Annotated in this window: 21 protein-coding genes; 3 read left to right on the top strand and 18 right to left on the bottom strand. The window is 60.4% G+C overall.

Features of this window, described 5'->3' with window-relative positions; genetic code table 11:
- Positions 1-121 precede the first annotated feature (121 nt).
- The 4 genes from pepF to HII33_RS12030 all read right to left on the bottom strand — a co-directional run bounded on the left by pepF (position 122) and on the right by HII33_RS12030 (position 4964).
- Positions 122-1921: an oligoendopeptidase F gene (gene pepF, locus HII33_RS12045; RefSeq protein ID WP_179396063.1), complete on the bottom strand. Its 1800-nt coding sequence runs from the start codon at positions 1919-1921 to the stop codon at positions 122-124.
- A 39-nt stretch (positions 1922-1960) separates the two neighbouring features.
- Complete coding sequence (locus tag HII33_RS12040) at positions 1961-3430, bottom strand: peptide MFS transporter (RefSeq protein ID WP_179396062.1); 1470 nt, start codon at positions 3428-3430, stop codon at positions 1961-1963.
- 141 nt (positions 3431-3571) lie between these two features.
- Positions 3572-4114 carry an ECF transporter S component gene (locus tag HII33_RS12035; RefSeq protein WP_179396061.1) on the bottom strand — a complete coding sequence of 181 codons (543 nt, stop codon included), beginning with the start codon at positions 4112-4114 and terminating at the stop codon, positions 3572-3574.
- Complete coding sequence (locus tag HII33_RS12030; protein WP_179396060.1) at positions 4104-4964, bottom strand: PfkB family carbohydrate kinase; 861 nt, start codon at positions 4962-4964, stop codon at positions 4104-4106. Before HII33_RS12030 ends, HII33_RS12035 begins: the two co-directional genes overlap by 11 nt.
- Before the next feature lie 151 nt (positions 4965-5115).
- Between HII33_RS12030 and HII33_RS12025 the strand changes: the two genes are divergently transcribed.
- Entirely contained in the window at positions 5116-5490 is a 375-nt protein-coding gene (locus HII33_RS12025; protein WP_179396059.1) for a DUF1093 domain-containing protein, read from the top strand.
- A 496-nt stretch (positions 5491-5986) separates the two neighbouring features.
- Entirely contained in the window at positions 5987-6676 is a 690-nt protein-coding gene (locus tag HII33_RS12020) for a DUF554 domain-containing protein (RefSeq protein ID WP_179396058.1), read from the top strand.
- A gap of 47 nt (positions 6677-6723) precedes the next feature.
- On the opposite strand, the gene HII33_RS12015 is transcribed toward HII33_RS12020, so the two are convergent.
- The 3 genes from HII33_RS12015 to HII33_RS12005 all read right to left on the bottom strand — a co-directional run bounded on the left by HII33_RS12015 (position 6724) and on the right by HII33_RS12005 (position 8705).
- Positions 6724-7377: a pentapeptide repeat-containing protein gene (locus HII33_RS12015; RefSeq protein ID WP_179396057.1), complete on the bottom strand. Its 654-nt coding sequence runs from the start codon at positions 7375-7377 to the stop codon at positions 6724-6726.
- A complete protein-coding gene (locus HII33_RS12010) occupies positions 7356-7766 on the bottom strand; it encodes a peptide deformylase (RefSeq protein ID WP_179396056.1) in 411 nt (136 codons plus the stop codon). The genes HII33_RS12015 and HII33_RS12010 overlap by 22 nt, the downstream gene beginning before the upstream one ends.
- A gap of 720 nt (positions 7767-8486) precedes the next feature.
- Positions 8487-8705 (bottom strand): P8 family protein, encoded by a 219-nt coding sequence (locus HII33_RS12005; protein ID WP_218841977.1) that lies wholly within the window; start codon positions 8703-8705, stop codon positions 8487-8489.
- Positions 8706-8882: 177 nt separating this feature from the next.
- Between HII33_RS12005 and HII33_RS12000 the strand changes: the two genes are divergently transcribed.
- Positions 8883-10115 (top strand): MFS transporter, encoded by a 1233-nt coding sequence (locus HII33_RS12000; RefSeq protein ID WP_246287458.1) that lies wholly within the window; start codon positions 8883-8885, stop codon positions 10113-10115.
- Positions 10116-10163: 48 nt separating this feature from the next.
- Here HII33_RS12000 and HII33_RS11995 read toward each other — a convergent pair whose 3' ends face one another.
- From HII33_RS11995 to HII33_RS11945, 11 genes are all read right to left on the bottom strand, one after another.
- Positions 10164-10805, bottom strand: coding sequence for an SDR family oxidoreductase (locus HII33_RS11995; protein WP_179396054.1), 642 nt, complete (start codon positions 10803-10805; stop codon positions 10164-10166).
- 87 nt (positions 10806-10892) lie between these two features.
- Complete coding sequence (locus tag HII33_RS11990) at positions 10893-11471, bottom strand: TetR/AcrR family transcriptional regulator C-terminal domain-containing protein (RefSeq protein WP_179396053.1); 579 nt, start codon at positions 11469-11471, stop codon at positions 10893-10895.
- A 51-nt stretch (positions 11472-11522) separates the two neighbouring features.
- The gene (locus tag HII33_RS11985) at positions 11523-11831 is read right to left on the bottom strand and encodes a hypothetical protein (protein ID WP_179396052.1); all 309 of its coding nucleotides are present in this window, start codon (positions 11829-11831) and stop codon (positions 11523-11525) included.
- Positions 11832-12054: 223 nt separating this feature from the next.
- Positions 12055-12984, bottom strand: coding sequence for an ROK family protein (locus HII33_RS11980; RefSeq protein WP_179396051.1), 930 nt, complete (start codon positions 12982-12984; stop codon positions 12055-12057).
- A gap of 125 nt (positions 12985-13109) precedes the next feature.
- A complete protein-coding gene (locus HII33_RS11975; protein WP_179396050.1) occupies positions 13110-13418 on the bottom strand; it encodes a PTS sugar transporter subunit IIB in 309 nt (102 codons plus the stop codon).
- A gap of 13 nt (positions 13419-13431) precedes the next feature.
- The gene (locus HII33_RS11970) at positions 13432-14886 is read right to left on the bottom strand and encodes a 6-phospho-beta-glucosidase (protein WP_179396049.1); all 1455 of its coding nucleotides are present in this window, start codon (positions 14884-14886) and stop codon (positions 13432-13434) included.
- A 144-nt stretch (positions 14887-15030) separates the two neighbouring features.
- Positions 15031-16368, bottom strand: coding sequence for a PTS sugar transporter subunit IIC (locus tag HII33_RS11965; protein WP_179396048.1), 1338 nt, complete (start codon positions 16366-16368; stop codon positions 15031-15033).
- A 288-nt stretch (positions 16369-16656) separates the two neighbouring features.
- A complete protein-coding gene (locus HII33_RS11960; protein ID WP_179396047.1) occupies positions 16657-17397 on the bottom strand; it encodes a MurR/RpiR family transcriptional regulator in 741 nt (246 codons plus the stop codon).
- Positions 17398-17528: 131 nt separating this feature from the next.
- A complete protein-coding gene (locus tag HII33_RS11955) occupies positions 17529-18107 on the bottom strand; it encodes a uracil-DNA glycosylase family protein (protein WP_179396046.1) in 579 nt (192 codons plus the stop codon).
- 128 nt (positions 18108-18235) lie between these two features.
- The gene (locus tag HII33_RS11950; protein WP_179396045.1) at positions 18236-19165 is read right to left on the bottom strand and encodes an L-lactate dehydrogenase; all 930 of its coding nucleotides are present in this window, start codon (positions 19163-19165) and stop codon (positions 18236-18238) included.
- A complete protein-coding gene (locus HII33_RS11945) occupies positions 19162-19764 on the bottom strand; it encodes a YdeI/OmpD-associated family protein (protein ID WP_179396044.1) in 603 nt (200 codons plus the stop codon). Before HII33_RS11945 ends, HII33_RS11950 begins: the two co-directional genes overlap by 4 nt.
- Positions 19765-19792 lie beyond the last annotated feature (28 nt).

Here is a 19792-nt window from a genome sequence, read left to right as displayed (position 1 = left end):
AGTCACAATCCACATTCGATATTTCTTTCGACACTTGTAGTGTACCAACCGTCAATGGATTTGTAAACGCTTTTTTGTTCGATTTTGTGTTTATTTGGTTCCGATTGTACGTCCGGTCGCCTCAAACCGTCAGCAACGCGGCCAGCGCATTGAGTTGCGTCTCGAACTGGGCGAAGGCTTCATCCAGATAATCCGGCCCGGTCACATCGACGCCGGCAGCCTTCAGGATGTTGACCGGTGTGTCGCTGGCCCCGGCGCTCAAGAAGGTCTTGTACGCCGCCACGGCTGGCGCCCCTTCCGTCAGGATCCGGTGGGCGAAGCTCGTCGCGATCGCCTTGCTTGTCGCGTACTGGTACATGTAGTAGTTATAGAAGAAGTGTGGGAGCTGCGCCCAGCCGGCGCTCGGCCAGGGTGAGTCGGCCACGTCCGGGCCGAGGTAGGTGTGCGCAAGCTCGGTCCACTTCGGCGTCAGCGTATCTGGGGTCAGCGGGGTTCCACCAGCCTCGGTCTCGTACATGTACTGCTCGAACTCGGCGAATTGCGCCTGACGGTACACCGTCCCGACAAAATCCGCAACGCTTTCGGTCAGCAGGAAGATCGTCTTTTCCCGGTCATCCTTATATTGTTCGAGCAAGTAGGCGTTCAGCAGGCTCTCGTTGGTTGTCGAGGCGACCTCCGCGGTGAAGATCGGGTAACCGGCATTCCAGTAGTCCTGGTGCGCATCGCTGTATACGGTCTGCATTGCATGCCCAGACTCGTGGACCAGCGTGCTCATGTCGCGGTAGGTATCCGCCCAATTGAGGAGGATGTACGGATGTGTCCCGTACGCACCGGTCTGAAAACCGCCGGAAGTCTTCCCGCGCGTTTCGAGCACATCGATCCACCGGTGATCGAACTCGTCTTGCAGGTGCGCCAGGTAATCAGCGCCCAGCGGGGCCAAGGCTTGCAATGCAATTGCCTTAGATGCCTCGTAATCCGGTGCTAGCGGTGGCTCTGCCCCACTCAGCGGCATCTTGGTGTCGTAACTGTACATCGGATCGACCTTGAGCACCCGCTTGTACAGCCCGTAGAAGCGGTGCAGAAGGTCCAGGTGGGCGTGCGTGCGCGCCAGTAACGTGTCGTAGACCGCCTCTGGCAGCTGGTTTTGACTCAGATCCATCTCCCGAGCCGACGAATAGTGGCGCAGCTGCGCCAGCGCGTTTTGGGTGTGCACGTGCGCATTGAGCGTTTGGGCGAACGTGTAGCGATGATCGACGTAACTCGTGCTGAACTGTTCTGCGGCCTGCGCGCGAACCGGGCGTGGCGCACGCGTGTAGACCTGGCCCAGCAACCCCTTGGTCAGCGTCTGTTGCCCCTGCCAATCGATTTGGCCGAACGTCAGATCCGCATCATCCAGCGTCGCTTGGATCGTACCAGCCGCGTTCAGGCTCTGCCCTAACTGGGCCAACAAGGCTTCTTGATCGGGGGCCAAGACGTGGCCGCGCTGCGCCCGGATCACGTCTAGCTGATGCGCGTAAGGGGTCAACTCGGGCATGGCCGACTTGAACGCCGCAAGCTGCGCGTCAGGCAACGCGATGATCGCCGGATCCAGCCAGGCCAGGGCCGCCTCGTGGTCGCTCAGCGCTTGCTGTACATGTGCCTGTAGTTGCTGCGCCGCCGCGTCGGTCTGATCCTGGCTAGTCGATAGCTCGGCATAAACATAGAGCCGCTCCAGCAGATTCTCCGCCACATAGCGATCGCGCACGACCGCGTAAAAATGCGCCGCGTCCGTCGTGAACTCGTCCTGCGCGGCCACGAGCGCCGCGTCTTGGCGGGCAAGGTCTGCGATCCCCGCTTCAAAGGCCGCCGCATCCGCGAACAGATCCGTCAAATTCCAAGTCAACGCCACCGGGGCGTCTTGTCGTGCCAATTGTGCTACCATCTGTATTCCTCCTTCGTCAGCGGTCCTGCCGCGACATCGTTACTGTAACCCGCTGAGTGTCCCAGCCTCGATCTGCCGATGCCAGACGCACATCGCGATGCCGTAAGCCACGGTCAGCGTACCGATCACTTCAAAATATGCGGCTTCATGCTCCCGCACGTAAAAATTCGCCAGCAACGCGGACAGGCCCGCACCCGCCGATTGCGACAGTGCGTACACGGTGACTAGCTGTGACGCAAACGCCACGGGCGCGATCCGCGTCGACAGCGCCGTGCCGATCGGCGCCGTCAACGATTCGCCGAGAACGATCAACCCGTAGAATGCGAGTAACCACAGCGGTGAGACCTTCACCCCAGGCGCATACCACGTCAGTGGCACCGCCATGAACAGCGGTCCGGCACCCCACAGCACGATCCCGAGCCCGAACTTCAGACTTTCGCTGGGCTGACGCGCCCCAAGGTGGGCCCAGGCGTAGCTCATCACCGTCCCGAACACGATCGCGAGGACCGCCGGCACCGTCTGAAACGCCGCGGGCGTCAGGTGCAACCCCCACGCGTTCAGCTGGACCGAGTCGGCGGCGTATAGCGCAAGGATCCCGGTCGACTGGCCGTAGACCATCATGCAGATGCTGTTGCCCAGCAGGTAGACCCCAAAGTACCGGATCCGCCGCCCCTCTATCGCTGTGGTCTTGGGGCTGCGCAGCATCGCGCCGCCGTACACCAGCGGTAGGGCGAGACTCAGCCAGCCGACGCCGTTGACAAACCCCGTTGCCGTCAGCCAGTGCCAGGCAAAACTCGCACCGAGCAGCGCCGTGACCACCAGCACCGCGCCACCACCTAGCCACAGCATGCGCCGCCGGGCCGTCGGCGTCAATGGGTCCGGTGCCGTCAGTCCGATCGATCCGAACAGTCGACGCTGCAAGAAGACATACGGCAAGAGGCTAAGCGCCAATACGATCGCCGCGGTCAAGAAACCCATGGCGTAACCGAAGTGTAAGGCGATGCTCCCGGTGATCACTGGCGCGGCTGCCCCGATATTCGCGGTGATGTACAGCAGCGCGAAGGCCGAATCCCGCAGCGGGCTGACCTGGCTGTACAAGGCGCCCGCCAGCGCATTCAGACTCTGGCCGGCCACTCCTGCGCCGAACACTTGCAGGACAAGGCTTGCGACTAAGGCGGGCATCCCGCCGTGGGGAACAGCGAGCAAGGCGATCCCGATCGCCTTGATCCCGTTGCCTATCGCAAAGGGCCGACGAGTCCCGACCAGTCGATCCGCCGCATAGCTCCCGATCATCCCCGCGATAAAGCTGATCGAGGTGAACACCGCCAGGATCTGCGTGGCCGTGACCTTATCCAGCCCAAGTCCCGCCTGCGTAAGCGGCGTGTAGAGATATAAGATCAGAATGGCCGAGACGCCATATGTCGCAAACCCGGTCCCCAGTGACCCCAACGCCAAGGTGGCGAATGCGGGTGGGTGGCGGGCGCCGGTGTGCTTGGTTGTCGATGACATGCCTTCACCTCCAAAGTGTGATCGCCTACCACCCTATCACAGCATTCTCATTTTGTCCTCATGACGCGCCAATTTTTTTACCGGATTAGGCGCAAAAAGACGGTCCGGCTGGGCCGGACCGTCGCGGTCGTCTCGCCCACCTCACCGGCGTGTGAAGACCGGCCGCAGGGCGAGGTAAAGCACGGGGACGATGATCGCTGTCGCCAGCGAGTTGATCGCCGTGGCCGGCAGGCTCAAGAAGGCCGCGACGATCGCCACGCCGAACTTGGTCCCCACCATCAAGGCCTCGACGATCCCAACGAGATACGAGGTGACCAGCTTCGTCAGCCCGCCGATCACCCCGATCGCGGCAATGCGACCTGGGTGCGCCGATACGCGTAGCGCACGCATGGCTTGGCTGATCACCAGCGCCATCACGGCGACCTCCAACACGGTCAGCCAGCTGGTCGCCGCGTACCCGTTCAGCAGATCGAAGCCACCGAGGCCAATCGCCCCGGCGGCGAAGCCGTACCCGCCGCCCAAAAAGACGATCGCCAAGATCATCAGCGGGTTGCCGAAGTGGATGAAAGGCCGGCCCACCAGCGCGGGCAACGGGATCCGTAGTAGTGAGATCCCGATGAAGATGATCGCGGCGAATAGGCCGGTGAAGATCAGTTGTCGTAGACGTGAACGATCAGTTGTCATGTTGTGCCTCCTTAGTTGTCGCCAGTTGGGTGATCAGCCACGGCAAGATCGGCGCGTAGGCGACCCCGAAGCGTGGATCTGCCGTCACCGTGCGGGTGTACGCGAGCGCCCGCCGGATGAACTCAGCGGCCAGCGCTGCCGCGTCTGAGATGGCCCAACCACGCACGATCGCCCCCGCCAAAAGTGCCGTGAACAGATCACCAGTGCCAAAATAGTCCCCCGGTGTGCGCGGCGCACGCTGGGCCCAGGCCCCTGTCGCCGTCTGGCCGAACACGCCGATCGCTCCATCGACCAGCGAGACGCCAGTCAGCACCACATCGACCCCGAAGCGCGTCGCCACCGCCTGCGCGAGTGCCGCCGCGGCGGCCGGCGTCTGGGCGGCCGCCGTCAACGGCTGGCCGAGTAATGCCTGGGCCTCCGTCACATTCGGTGTGATCAGCGTCGCCTGCGTGACCAACCGGCGCATCCCCACCACCTCTGCGGCGCCAAACCCGCGGTAGAGCTTGCCATGGTCCCCCATCACCGGGTCGATGAGCCGCAAAGGCACTGAACCCAGCTGCGGTAGCCACGCCTGCCACACGGCCATGGCCGAGCGACCAAGGTAGCCGAGCACGACGGCTTGCCAGTCAAGCCCAAGCGTCTGCCAATGGGTCAAGACCTTGGGCATCTCCGCACTGAGATCCAGTGCGGTGTTCGCCCCCAGGCCCCCGGTATGACTCGACAAGAGCGCCGTTGGCAAGGCGCACGGCATCAGGTCCATCGCCGTGAGCAACGGGAGCGCCGCGCTCATCGAGACGCCGCCGACGCCACTCAAGTCTTCACTCAGGATCACCGCTGCGCGCTCGTTCATTTTCTGAAACCCCCTTGGTTTTCCCTATTGTATGCGCTGGTGGCGAGTTTGACCAGCGTGAAGTGACAATTTTGGAAGTCCATTGCGATGGCGTCGTCACCCCAAACGGGCTATGATAGAATCAGTTAATCTAGAAATGAGGGATTTTTCCATGAAAAAAGTGCTCGGTGCCTTGCTCGTCTTAGCGATCGTCGCTGGCGGCTGGTTCGGCTTCAAATACTACAATGAGACCTATACGGGGCAAACGGCCTACGCTAAGGTCACGACAACCCCGACCAAGGAACAGACCAAAGACTCGTCCGGCAAAGTTCAGGCCGGGTTGTACAGCTACGACTACGACTTCACCTTCGTCTTCGCAGATGGCACCACGCAACAGATGAGCTACGAACTGACAGGCAAAGACCCGCAGCCGCTGACTGTTGGGAAGTACGTCAAGGCCAAGATCAGTGCCAAGCGCGTGATCGAAGGCCCGAATTACGTCGATGCCAGTGCGGTCCCTGCCAAGGCGATGGCCAAGCTCAACTAGCACTAGCTGGGAACATTCACGGAACAAGTTCCTTTCTCAGTCCTAATCGTGCCCATTGATCCACCTGATCGAATGCATTGTCGGCCACCCGATGCGCACCCTAACGTGATTTTTTCATGGAAGTACCGGCCAAACACGCTTATTATCGCGACCGATGGCGGGGCCGTGCGCGACCGTCTGTTTTTTCTGTCACAACCGCGCACCCTAAGTGGTCCCGGGACCACTTTACCCACCTCGACGTCTGCCTTATAATGACAGTGTCATTGCATATCTATCCTGTGTGGATCACCCCCCAGCTGCGCTCAACCGACCGCAGTGTTGATCCCACGTTGTCAGGACTGCCCCTGACGTGAGTTTGACCCGAGCCCCGCGACCACGGGGCTTTTTTGCTGTCCCGCACAGCCCAAGCCACGGCGCTTGGGACTTTCCCGCTCACCTGCTCGTCGCAGCCCGTTTTGGCGTACAATAAGACCATTACGGACCAGGAGGCAACAAGATGTGGGGAACACTTTTTAACGTCGCGATGATCATCATCGGGAGCGCGATCGGGGCCAGCTTCAACCGGGGGCTCAACGCGCGCTACCAAGCAGGCCTGATGCAGGCGATGGGGCTGGCCGTCATGCTGCTCGGCGCGAACACGACACTACAGAATATGCCCAAGAGCCGCTACCCGGTCCTCTTTCTTGCCAGCATGGCGATCGGCGCGCTGATCGGGCAGTGGCTCGACCTGGAAGGCCGCTTCGACCACCTGCTCCACCGCGGTGATCGGCCGTCCGCACTGGCGGAAGGGCTATCGACCGGGATCTTACTGTTTTGCATCGGGACCCTCTCGATCGTCGGGCCCATGGAAGCAGCCTTGCACCACGACTACACGTTCCTCTTCACGAACGGGACGCTCGATCTGATCACGTCGATCGTCCTTGCATCGACGTTCGGCCTTGGGATGATGCTCGCCGCCCCAGTCCTGTTCGTCTGGCAGGGGAGTATCTACCTGATCGCGCTCCTGCTACGCGGCGCGCTGTCTGCGGCGCTGATCACTGAACTCTCCGTGGTCGGCGGGATCCTGATCTTCGCCTCCGGGGTCAACATCCTCGGGCTCAAAAAAATCAGCACGCTGAACCTGTTGCCGGCCCTGGTCGTCCCGCCGCTTTTCTTCGCGATCCAACACTTGTTCGGTCTGAACTGATCGCGACTCAAAACCACAGACAGATCACGCAATCTGCCTGTGGTTTTTTAGTCCACTAAAGTCAGGCCTAACAGTTGTGTCGCAAGTTGGCCAGCCTGGGCGTGCGTCACCCGCAGGCCACGCAGCTGCTGAGGCGCGACGTCCAACTGCTTGAAGCGGCAGGTACTGAGGTCTAACCCACGCAGCTTGGTCCCGCTCAACGCGAGCTGGTCGACGTCACACGCCGTGAACGTCACTTGGGTCAACTGGCAGTCAGTCAGGTCGGCGCCGGTGAGCACGCAGCGCTCGAAGCGGACCTGCTTGAGCTTGGCCGTCTGCCACCCGGTCAGATCCAATCGACAATCCGTGAACGTGACCTGATTCAGGTAGGCCCCAGTCAGCTCACACCCCGTCAGCCGGCATCCGGTGAAGGTCGTGCGAAACAGTCCGGCGGTTGCCAACGTCGCGTTGGCCAAGTCGCAATTGCGCCAGGCCACCTCGATCGCCTCCAGTCGCGTCAGGTCAGCGCCAGTCAGCTCAACATGGCTGGCGGTGCTCGCCTCAATCGTTGGGTGAGCCGAAAAGCCGGCCACCGTGGCGGCGCCGCGCAAGTCAACGCCGGTCAAGAACGCGTCTTCGGCGGCTTGCCACTCGGCGACCGTCGTCGTGACAAGCGTGTGGGTGTCATCTGGCCCCGCCATCAGATCACGATCCCATCGCAATGATCGACCTCATGCTGGATGATCTGGGCCACAAAGCCTGTGAAGGTCTGTGTCTGCGGTTGGAATCGCCCATCGAGGTACTGCACGGTGATCGTCTCGTACCGCGTGGTCGGTCGCTCCCCCACAAGTGACAGACACCCTTCCTGTGTGGCGTACGCGCCCTGACGCGCAATGATCCTCGGATTGACCATCGGGACGTTGAGTGGCCCGATCGCCACCGCGATGATGCGTCGGCCCACGCCGATCATGTTCGCGGCCATGCCGACGCAGCCGTCACGGTGGGCGGCCAGCGTTTCGACAAGGTCTGTGACCACGGCTGCATCCTTGGGCGTCGCCTTGGCCGATTTGCGAGCCAGTAGTTGCGGATCTCGGTTGATGGATCTGATCATGAGTCGTCCTCCTTCTTGCATTCGGCGTCTATCATCCCACACCCCTGCATGCACGTCAAAACAGGGCGGTGACAAAAGTCACGCCGCTTTTTTGGGTCACGATCATGCCAGCAGCGCAACGGCCCAAAAAGTGTATTTGGCACAGTTCATCAAAAAAGCGGCCGAGACCCCATCGGCGGCTCACGATCGACGCACGCCTATTCCAGAACAGTACGCGCCATACGCGACTCCCTTGCTTCCGTCCGGCTATGCCGTACTCCGCAGTAAACACCCTTGCTTCCGTCCGGCTATGCCGTACTCCGCAGTAAACACCCTTGCTTTCCTCCGGCTATGCCGTACTCCGCAGTAAACACCCTTGCTTTCCTCCGGCTATGCCGTACTCCGCAGTATGTACCCTTGCTTCCCTCCGGCTATGCCGTACTCCGCAGTAAGCACCCTTGCTTCCCTCCGGCTATGCCGTACTCCGCAGTAAGCACCCTTGCTTCCCTCCGGCTATGCCGTACTCCGCAGTATGCACCCTTGCTTCCGTCCGGCTATGCCGTACTCCGCAGTAAGCACCCTTGCTTCCCTCCGGCTATGCCGAAGGCCACAGCGAGGCATTCTAGCGCATGTCTACCTGTACAAGCGTGGCCCCCAGCCAAACCTAAGTTCAGGTTTGCTGAGGGCCACGCGTATACTCTGGGCTAAAACCGCTTGATGTCTCAGCCGCTAATGGCGAGGTTACTTCTTCAGCAACTTCTCCGCCAGTGCCTTGACCTCGTCATCAGACATATCCAGCACCGGCTTCATCTCTTCTTCAGTCTTGATCGTATCGCGACTGTTCTGCTCCATGTAGTAATTCCACAATGCATCACGGACCGGGGTCTCACTGTCGCTCCAGTCAAACACCGCGTTCATCGGTTCATCAAGCACAAGCGTCTTTTCAACATCTGCTGCCATGATCCAATCCCTCCATTGTTTGGTTACTTTTCTAGACGTCTTTATTATAACGCGTTCAGCGGGGGATGACACAACTATTTAGCACTTGTAACATTAGAGTGCTAATTATGAGATATTGACTTTCTTATGATGAAGACCAAGAATGAAGTGATTTCAGAAAAAAGGACGGTCAGGCTCTTGTCGATACTCCGCAGCACCTTCTCTTCCCTTCGCATCAAAAATTTTCGCTACTTCTGGTTCGGCCAGCTCCTGTCCGTCATGGGCACCTGGATCCAGCGTACCGCACAGACGTGGCTGGTCTACCAGATGACCGGCTCGGCCCTCTTGGTCGGGATCCTCTCGGCCTGTCAGTTCGTGCCGATCCTGCTCCTGACGCTGATGGCTGGCACGCTGATCGACCGCATCCCTAAGCGTCGCATCCTCCTGATCACCCAAGCCGGCTTCTTGGTGCTCGGCGTGATCATGACGCTGATCGTCTACCTCAAGGTCGTCGCCTATTGGCAGGTGCTCCTGATCGCGCTGGGCTATGGCGTGCTCCAGAGCTTCGACACGCCGACGCGCCAGTCCTTCGTGGTCGAGCTGGTCGGGCAGAAGGACTTGATGAACGGGATCTCCCTGAACTCCACAGTGTTCAACCTTGCCAAGATCGCCGGGCCGTCACTGGCCGGGCTTCTGATGGTCCAGTTCTCCGTCGGCTTCTGCTTTTTGGTCGATGCGATCAGCTACGTGGCCGTCTTGATCGGGCTGCTCGCCATCCACCAGACCCATGTGGTCGCCACCCCCTCTAAGCAACGCATGTGGCGTGACGTCCTGGATGGGCTGCAGTATGTCTGGACGCACGCCGAGGTGCGGCTATCGGCTGAGATGATGATCGTCGTGTGCACATTGAACTACAACAACAACGTGATCATCCCGATTTTCGCCAAGGAGGTCCTGCACGCCGGCGCGCAGACTTACGCGAACCTCCTGTCAGCCACTGGGATCGGCAGCCTTACCGCCGCCTTTTTGATGAGCTACCTAGCACGCTTCGGCTTGCAGCGTAACATCTACCTCGCTGTAGCCCTCAGCACCGCCGCCTTACAAGGCGCGATGCTGATCGTTCACAACTACGCCCTGGCAATGCTGATGATGGTCGCGATCGGCTTTTGCAACATGGTGTTTCTCAACCAAAGCAACGCCAGCTTCCAATACGACATCCCCCACCAGCTGCGCGGCCGCATCATGAGCGTCTATGTCTTACTCAACCAAGGCACCACTCCGATCGGCAGTCTCTACGTCGGCGGGATCATGGACGTCGCCGGTGGTCTCTGGGGCTTTCCGGCGTGCGGCTTGCTCGCACTAGTGCTCCTGATCCCAGTGTTGGCGACCCACCGCCCACTCGTGCACCGCTGGCTGACCCATTCGGCGTGATCAACAAACAAGGCCCGCATACGCGGGCCTTGTTTCATCGCTCAGCCCTCAATAAAACGAAGGCTTGTCGCCGGCCGTATTGGGCTGGTTGACGCCCAGCGAGTGACGGATCGCCTGAGTGGGGGCGTTGATCAAGTGAACGACCAAGTCCGCGATACTCTTACGCGAGACTTCGGTCCCCTTGAACGGCTCGCCTTTTTGCGTGATCTCGTAACTGACGAGGTCCCGATTGGACAGCCAGGCCGGCCGGATGATGGTGTAATCGAGGTCACTGGCCTCGATCACCTGTGCCGCAGCCGCGTATGGTTCGAGGTAACCCCCGTCGAGTTGTGCGTGGTTCCACTGCCCGAACGCCCCAGGCACCTCATCGTAGATCCCAAGCGTGGAGATCCAGATCAGGCGCCGGACCCCAGTAGCGTCCATTGCGTCAACGACAGCCTGGGCTTGGGCCGCGATATTGTGCCCCGCTAAGTTCGCGTAGACGACGTCGATCCCACCCAGCGCCGCCTGAATGTCTGTGGCGTTGCGCGCGTCACCATCGATGATGACTTCACGAGCGGCATCCTGCACCGCCAGCCGCTTCGCCCGCCGCAGGAACAGCGTCAGGTGATGCGCGGTCGTATCCAGTAACTGCTGTGTCGCCAGCCGGGCGATCTGCCCGTTGGCGCCGAGGATCAATACATTTGCCATAAGATGACCTCCTATTCGATGACAAGAACAGGATAGCACTGACTAATCGTAAGCAAAACGGACAGTTCCACCGAACTGTCCGTTACCTCACTCCGCCAGCGCAATGGGGTGCTTCGCACGGGCCAGCGTGCCGGCGAACCCATCTGCCACAAAAGTATTGAGCTGCGCCTCGAGCGTCGCGACCGCCGGCCGTGGGGTGGCCGCTAGCCACTGCTTGAGCGCGGCCACGAACGCGTGACTCAGGAGCCCCTGCAAGAAGTCGACATACGCCGGGTCCACCACGATCATCTCCGCGGCGCCCATATCGCGCAGGATCTGCCCGATCATCCGGTGCAGGTGCGACACGATCACGTCTTCCGGTGCGTTTTGCTCATCGATCCGTAGCACGACGGCGTAGAAGGCGGCGTTGGCCGCGAAGTACGCGAGCATGGTGTGTAGCGTCCGGGTCCAGTAACGGTAGTTGCCGCAGTACTGGACCGCCGCATCGATCTCGTGCTGGTAGATGTCACCCAGCACATCATATTTGTCTCGGTAATAGTCATAGAACGTCTGCCGACGCAGGCCAGCCGCCTTCATGATGCTGGTGACATTGATCTCACTGAACGCCTCACTGACGACCAGTTGCTTCGTCGCGTCGATGATCCGCTGTTGCGTCTTAGTTGCCATGATGCACCTCCCGCCCCAGTATACTGCTCGGTGCTGTCCTTGCCCACCGTTTTAACGGCGCGCGCGCCAGCGCGTCCAGGCGCCGACCCCCACGCTGCCGGCGCCCCACAGTACAACGCTGAGCCCCAGCACGACCCAGAAGTACACGCCGTCCGCATCCGTGCTAACCAGGTCGCGGTACCCGCCGTATTGACTCACCGTCACCCCGACCCCGATCATCGCCGCGGTCTGGAGCAAAATATACAGGCATTGGCGGCGCATGGTCGGGTGCGGTTCAGTCGCGCCCAACACGCCCGCGATCCCCTGGATCAGAACTAATAGGCTGACCCCTATGATCATGCATTGCTTCAAAAATTCCATTCGGCTCCCCCCTCAGTGTGGTTGGTGGCTCCACCATACCCGGTGACGCGGCGCACCGTCAATCGAACCAGGCTCTGCCACACCCGGTCTAAGGGAAACTTAAGCGTTGCGCGACCGATTATCATGGGACTGATCATCGATAACCACCAGAATGATCGTGCAGGCCACCCAACACCAATGCCCCGCCTTGCACGGAGGTCTTGTGCAGGCGGGGCATTGGGCGTCACTTGAGCTGTGTCAGGGGGTACACAGCGCCGATCAAGCCGGCGTTATTGCGGAGGCCGGCGGGCATGAGGCGGAAGTGCAGCCGCGGGTTAACGCGGTTCAGGCTCTCATGGCGAGCCATGAACTCGTCGAAGTGCGCCTGCAGGTCAGCCATGAAGCGGTCGTTCGCACTGATCCCACCGCCGACCAGGATCCGCTCGGGATCGAGCGTTCCGATCAGGTTCATGAGCATCACGGTCACATCGTCTAGGTACTGCCGGTAGATCGGACTGGCAATGCGATCGTGCTCATGGGCCAGGGCCAGGATGTCCGCCGCGTCGTTGAGCGGCTGGGCCGTCGGCTGGACCTGCGCCAGGCTCGCATTGTAGCGCCGCACAAGGCCGCTGACCACCGCGGCGGAAAAATTCAGCGAGGCCGCTTCGAAGTTGTGCGTGTAGTCAAGGTCGTGCGTGATGCTCCAGCCGATCTCTCCGGCCATACCGTGGGCGCCGCGGTAAACGGCGTTGTTCAACACGATCCCACCGCCGATTCCGGTGCCCAGCACCAAGCAGATGTAGTCTGCGACGTCTTGCGCGTTACCGAGCCAATGCTCGGCGATCGCCGCAGCGTTCGCATCGTTTTCGACCCGCACCGGCAGGCCGGTCATCTCGCTCAGGACCCCGGCGAGGTCGAATTCATAGAAGCATGCGACCGCTCCACCAGTGATCATGTAACCTTCTCGCGTGATGATCCCCGGAGCGGAAAGCCCGATCCCGGCGATGGCGTGGTCCTGCTGGTAGCGCGCCGTGGCCTTGACCAGCGCATTCAGGTTATCCTGGCGCAGCTGCGCCGTGGGGAACGACCCTTGATCCAAGATCTGGCCTTGACCGTTGATCAGGCCATACTGGGTATTGGTGCCCCCGATGTCAAATCCCACATACTCTGTCATAACGTTTTCCTGCCTTCTCCATCGTTCGTTCACGACTGCTGGCGCATTCTTGGCCCGAGGGGACCGTGATCATCCCCGTCGGCCGGCTGACCGGGGCCACACGCATGCTGCGACCCCGTGTCTGATCAATCGAGCATGTCCAAGGCACTGGTCAGCACCTTGTCCCCGTTCATCATGCCGTAGTCCTGCATGTTGATCACGGCAACTGGGATGCTGACGCGGCCCTTCACCTGCGCTTCCATGTAGCGGACCTGAGGCCCAAGCAGCAGCACGTCTGGGTGCTCACTGGCCATCTTGTTGTCGATGTCGCTGGCCGGGATCGCAAAGATCTTCGCGTCGACGCCCTTGGCTTCGGCGGCTTTTTGCATCTTTGACACGAGTAAACTCGTGGACATACCGGCGGCGCAGGCCAGCATAATGGTCGTTTCTGCCATGTTGAACCCTCCTTTAGTCCGGGACGACCACGTTATCGAGGTCAGCCCCATTAGTCTTGATCACGTTTTGGTACCAGTAGAAGGAATCCTTCTTGTAGCGGTCGAGGGTGCCTTCCCCAGCATCGTTTTTGTCAACGTAGATCACCCCGTAACGCTTATCCATCTGCCCGGTACCCGCCGACACAAGGTCGATGAAGCCCCACGGCGTGTAACCGATCAGATCCACGCCGTCGACTTCCACGGCCAGCTTCATCTGTTCGATGTGCGCCCGTAAGTAGTCGACACGGTACGGATCGTGCACCCGGTGATCCGGAGTGATGTCGTCGATCGCCCCGAAGCCGTTTTCGACGATGAACAGCGGCAAGTCGTAGCGATCCTTGAACCAGTTCATCGCGTAGCGTAGCCCGACCGGGTCGATCTGCCAGCCCCACTCGGAGCGCTCGACAGTCGGGTTCTCAACCACATCACCCGCCTCGTGGTACTTGTAGTTGGCCGGCTCATCCGGCGCGGCTTGCACTGCCATGGACATGTAGTAGGAGAACCCGATGTAATCCACGGTCCCACAGGCGAGCACGTTCAGGTCTTCCAGCGTGATGTCGAGGTCGAACCCGGCGTCTGCCTGATACTGGCGCAGCCAGGCTGGGTAGCGGCCGTTGCACTGCACATCGGCGAACCAGTAGCGTGCTTGCATCGCCCGCTCTGCTTTCATGATATCTTCAGGCTTCGGGCTCGCTGGGTAGATCGGCACCATTGCGATCATCGCCCCGATCTGGTTAGCCGGATCGATCTGATGACCGATCTGCACGGCCAGCGCGCTGGCGACAGTCTCGTAGTGCGCCGCTTGATACATCAGTGCCTCGGCATTTTCACCCGGTCCGACCTGGATCCCGGAGTTGGTGAACAGGGCGAAGGTCCCACTCGTGTTGGCCTGGTTGTTGATCTCGTTGAAGGTCATCCAGTAGTGGACCTTCCCCTTGTAGCGCGTGAACACGGTGGTCGCGAAGCGGACGAAGAAGTCCACAACGCGACGGTCCCGCCAACCGCCATATTCGGTCACCAGGTGGTACGGCATCTCGAAGTGCGACAGCGTGATCACAGGTTCGATCCCGTTTGCCAGCAGCTCATCGAACAGGTCGTCATAGAATTGCAACCCGGCCTCGTTCGGAGTGGTCTCATCACCATTAGGGAAAATGCGCGTCCACGCGATCGAGGTGCGGAATGCTTTGAGTCCGAGTTCCTTGAAGAGCTGAATATCCGACTTATAGCGGTGATAAAAATCGATCGCCTCATGGTTCGGGTAGTTCTCTCCCGGCACCACACCGGCCGTGATGCGCCGCTCGACGCCGTTGGCCCCGGCGGTCATCACGTCAGCCACGCTGACGCCCTTGCCACCTTCCTGCCAGCCGCCTTCAAGTTGGTGCGCCGCGACAGCGCCTCCCCACAGAAAGTCTGATCGTAACTTAGACATAATTTCGCTCCTTTAACATAGTGGACGCCGAGTTTGACGTCCGGGTAACGGGCCGGCCGTTCCGGCCTTTGACGAGTAAAGCCACCCGCCGACTTTCGGACAGATGGCTTCACTTCAACACTTTATTGAGTCGCTATCGGTCGATCAGTTCTTGATCGCATCTTCCATGCTCTGACCGGATTCGACCGCCACGTTCAGCTTATCCTGCTTGCGGGCGAATGGCAGATAGATGAAGAAGGTCATCACGAGCATCAGTGCCTGCCATGCAGCGGCTTGCCAGCCACCGATCAGGAAACCGGAGATCACCGGTGGGGTGGTCCAAGGTACCATCGTCCCAGGGAACAGGGCGAGCAACCCGAACTTCAGGGCGAAGTAGGTCAGCGTCGCAGACAGCAGCGGTGCCAGGAAGAACGGGATCCCGAGGATCGGGTTCATCACGATCGGGCTAGCGAACAAGATCGGTTCGTTGATGTTGAACAGCGCTGGCGCCAGGGACAGCCGACCCAGGTCACGCCACTGCTTGGACTTCGCGAAGAAGACCATGAAGACAACGAGCCCGATAGTCATCCCAGAACCAGTCACGGTCATGAATTGGTCCATCAGCTGCTGGGTCACGATGTGGCCCCCATTCGCGGTAGTCAGCGCCTGGCCAGCATCGAGGATCTTCTGGTTTTCAAGCGCGTTGGCCTGCAACAGCGGCCCCATGATCCCGCCGACGATCGTCGCACCATGCACCCCGAAGAACCAGAGGAATGGCACCAGGAAGGCGATGGCGAGCGTGCCGCCGAAGGAGTCGGTCAGCCCTTGCAGCGGGGTCTGGATGAAGCTGTAGATCCAGCCGGTCATGGTCGTGTTGAGCAGCTTATCGAAGAAGACATAGACACCGAGCCAGCCGGTGATCAGCACAGCAGCTGGGATCAACGCGGTGAAGGAGCTGGCAACGTTAGCCGGCACCTGGTCTGGCAACTTGATCCGGATGTCTTTGTTCATGAACCAGGTGTAGACGAGCCCGGTGATCATCCCAACGATGATGGCGGCGATCATCCCTTTGCCGCCCAGCCAATCGCGGTCGATAAAGCTGGTCTGGGCCATCTGTTCTGCCGTCGCGAGCACCTTGCCGCCGACGTTGACGGCGTTGCTTGGCCGCATCACGAGCAAGAAGGAGACCCCGGCGAGCAGGCCGGCCGGCAGTGGTTCGTAGCCGGCACTCTTGACCCAGGAGTACGCGATCCCGATAACGGCGATGAAGGCCATGATCGCAAAGGACGCGTTGAAGGCGACGTTCCAGTAGGCAGACAACCCTGTGTTGGTCATCCAGTCCGCAACATGTTGCTCAGGGAAGTTCGCGAGGATCAGGAAGATCGACCCGACGATGGTGAACGGCATCACGTAGAGCATCCCGTCACGCAGCGAGCTGATCGCCCGTGTATTCACGAACTTCATCACTGGAGGCAACAATTTGTTATTGATAAAATCGTTCATTGATAACTTCCCCCGTTTGTCATTGAATAATTTCCACATGTTCTGGCCAGAACAGCGTGATGACTCATCACTATTACAGCATAGCTGGTCCAGCTTGTTTTTGGAAGCGTTTGCCAACTTAAAGAAACCGGTTTCTCGCGTTCTCACCTGTTACAGGATTGTCACCGGTGACAAGTGGTCTAGGTTGACCCCCGCCCAGCCAGTGTGAGCACAGCCAAATAGACGGAGGACTCGATTGGATCATCCGTCGAGCCCTCCGTCTATTCGGGGCAACCTTACCGTCTAGCGTCAGCCATTCAGTTCATCGAGTCGGTGCGCGATCAGCTCGATCAGGTAGACGACCGGCACCTGCGTCGTCAAGTTCAAGTCCGCGTGCCGGATCTCCGGCATGTAGTAGCTGATGCACAGATCAGCCATCTTCGCGAGTGTCGAGTTGCCTGAATTCGTCACGGCGATGATCTTGACGTCCTCCGGCTTGATCTTGGTCACGAACTCCAAGGTCTGCCGGGTCTCACCGGACACGGACATCACGATCACCACCGTATCCTTCGGCAGCGGTGAGTTCGTCGGAAATGGCTGGAACGGATCGAACACGGGCAGCGCCATCTTACCCGCGTTGGAGAAGAAGCGGGCCCCGTACTGCGCCAGCGAGTTCCCGGAGCCCAGTCCGAAGAACAGGACCATCGGCGCCTGGCGGATCATCGCCATCGCTGCATCGATCAGCTTATTGAAGTCCGTCGAGTTGACTTTGGAGAAAAAATCGACCAGGGGGATCGCGATGTCGTAATGGTCGGAGTCCTTGGTCGCCTGCTGGTTCTTGCGCTGCTGCTTCAGGGCAAAGCGCAACTCGGAATAGCCGTCGTACCCCATCTTGTCCGCGAAGCGCAGGACCGTGGCCGTGGACACATGCGCCTGCTCGGCAAGCTGGCGGATCGGCATCGTCTCGACGTCCGTCGCGTGCTTGATGATGTAGTTATACACCACCGTTTCGATCTCATTGAGCGTCTGAAGCTTGTCATACGGAAACATTGCCGCACCTTCCTTAACGCATTTTGCAAGCTCAAGGGACGCTGACCAGTCGTCCAGCCAGCGTCTCACCTTATTCCATCATGACCATCTCACGGTCAAAAAACAACCGCTTCCACGACAATTCGCGCTGATCAGCGCAACGCGTGACGGACTTGCGCCCGTAAAACAGGCAACACCGTCGCCTCGAACCAGGGATTGTGCTTGATCCAGCCATAATTCAACGGCGACGGGTGGACCAGTGGAAAGTTCGGCCGGTAGTCGTCAAAATGACGGACTGTCTCGGTCAGCGTCGGGCGCGCGGCGCGGCCCAAATAGTACTTCTGCGCGTAGGCCCCGACCAAAAGCGTCAACTCGACCTTGGGCATCAACGGGCGCAACAGCGGGTGCCACTGAGCGGCGAACCCTTTGCGCGGCGGTAGGTCGCCGCTTTTGCCCTTGCCCGGATAGTAGAAGTCCAGCGGCATGACGGCCAGCTTCCCGGAGTGGTAGAACTCATCCGGCGTCACGCCCATCCAATCGCGCAGGCGATCCCCGCTCGGATCGTTCCAAAACACCATCGAGGATTGCGCCTTGCTGCTCGGGGCCTGACTGATCAGCAGGATCGTCGCCTCCGGTTCGATGTGATACAGTGGCTCAACCCCCTGCGCGGTGTACGCCGCGTTCGCTGGATCCGCCTTGATCGCCTCAAAGATCGCCTCTGCCGTCTGCATGTCTGTACCCCCTTCGTCTGCATTCCAGTGTACCACGCCGCCGCGGGCCGGGAAAGCAGGTGTCTTGACTGCCCCGTACTCGATAAAAAACCGTCCCACCTAGGTTGGTGAGACGGTCAGACTCGGCCCTACAGCACCGAGTTCAGGTTGGCCTTCAGGATCTCTGCGGAGTCGGCCAGGCGCTTGGCGTCCGCCGCATTGAGGTCTAACTCGATGATCCGCGCCAACCCGTTGGCACCGAGTAGCACCGGCACACCGATCGACACGTCGTGCAGCCCATATTCGCCGTCAAGATGGACGGACATCGCAAAGGCCGCCCGGTCGTCGTTGAGCACCGCGGCGGTCAGCCGAGTCAGGCTGGCGGCGATGCCGTAGAAGGTCGCGCCCTTCTTCTGAATGATCGAGTAAGCGGCCGTCTTGACCTGCGTACTGATCGCATCTAGGTCACCGGCCAACCGGCTCGCCGGCACAAAGTCGCGGATCGGCTGGCCGCCGATCGTGGTAAAATCCCAGACCGGGAACTCAGAATCCCCGTGCTCGCCCATGATGTAGCCATGGACCGAGCGCACATCGACGTTGTAGCGGCGCCCGATCTCGGACCGCAGACGCGCGGTGTCCAGCGCGGTCCCCGACCCGAGCACGCGGTTGCGCGGTAGGCCGGAGAGCCGCAGCACCAGCTCGGTCAGGATGTCGACCGGGTTGGAGGCGACCAAGATGATGCCATCGAAGTCGTTGGCCATGATCTGGTTAGTGATCTCGGTGATGATCGCGGCGTTCTTCTGCAGCAACTGCAGGCGCGTCTCGCCTGGTTTTTGCGCCACACCGGCCGTGATCACCACGATGTCCGCGTAGCGACAGTCCTCATAGTTGGCCGCGTAGATATTTTTTTGGGAGACATACGGCAGTGCGTCCGCGAGGTCCTCGACGTCGCCTTGCACGCGTTCGCGATTGACGTCGATGATGCCGATGCTCTTGCCGACCCCGGTCGTCAAGCAGTTGAAGGCGTAGCTGGAGCCGATCGCGCCGTCGCCGACGAGAATGATATTCGCAGATTTCATGTGTGGTCCTCCTTCGTTGTCCGCGCACGCCAAGGCATCTTCATGTAGACATCCCCGGCGCGCAGTTCCTCTAGCATCTGATCCGCGCGCCGGACCCGAGTGGCCGCTTGCTTGGCACGCATGATCCAATTCACATAATCCGTCCGCTGATAGGGCGGGCGCGCCTCGTAGGCCGCCAGCAGATCCTGAGCGATCAGCTGGTCACGCAAGGCCGCTGGCAGGGTGACCACCGGCCTGCGGGTGACCGGTCGCGGGGTCCCCGCGGCCACTTCGACCAGTCGTTCGCGTACCAGTGCGGCGACAATCGCCTCTGGTAGTGGCTGGGCGTACGGAAACTGGATCGCGCCCTTAGTCCGGTGCCAGTCGCCGAGCTGCGACGCCAGGGCCTGAAGCGGGCCTGGCGTCGGGTAGAACCCCAGCCACCGCTGGTGCGCGGCAAAGTACACCAGCGTCACGCCCCCCTGCGCAAACGCGGGCATCCCGTAGCTGAACTGCTCGACCGCTGACGGCAACAGTTGCTGCAACTGCGCATAAAGCTGGCGCGCATGCGGCTGCTGCGCCGCAGGTAAGGCATCAAGGTAATCGGTGATGATCGTCATATCGGCTCCTTTCCGCCTTGGTCAGGCC

It is taken from the genome of Lacticaseibacillus absianus (assembly GCF_013407595.1).
In the GTDB taxonomy this organism is placed as follows: Bacteria; Bacillota; Bacilli; order Lactobacillales; family Lactobacillaceae; genus Lacticaseibacillus; species Lacticaseibacillus absianus.
Note: the sequence above shows the minus strand (reverse complement) of the source record. Positions and strands in the feature narration are given on the sequence as shown.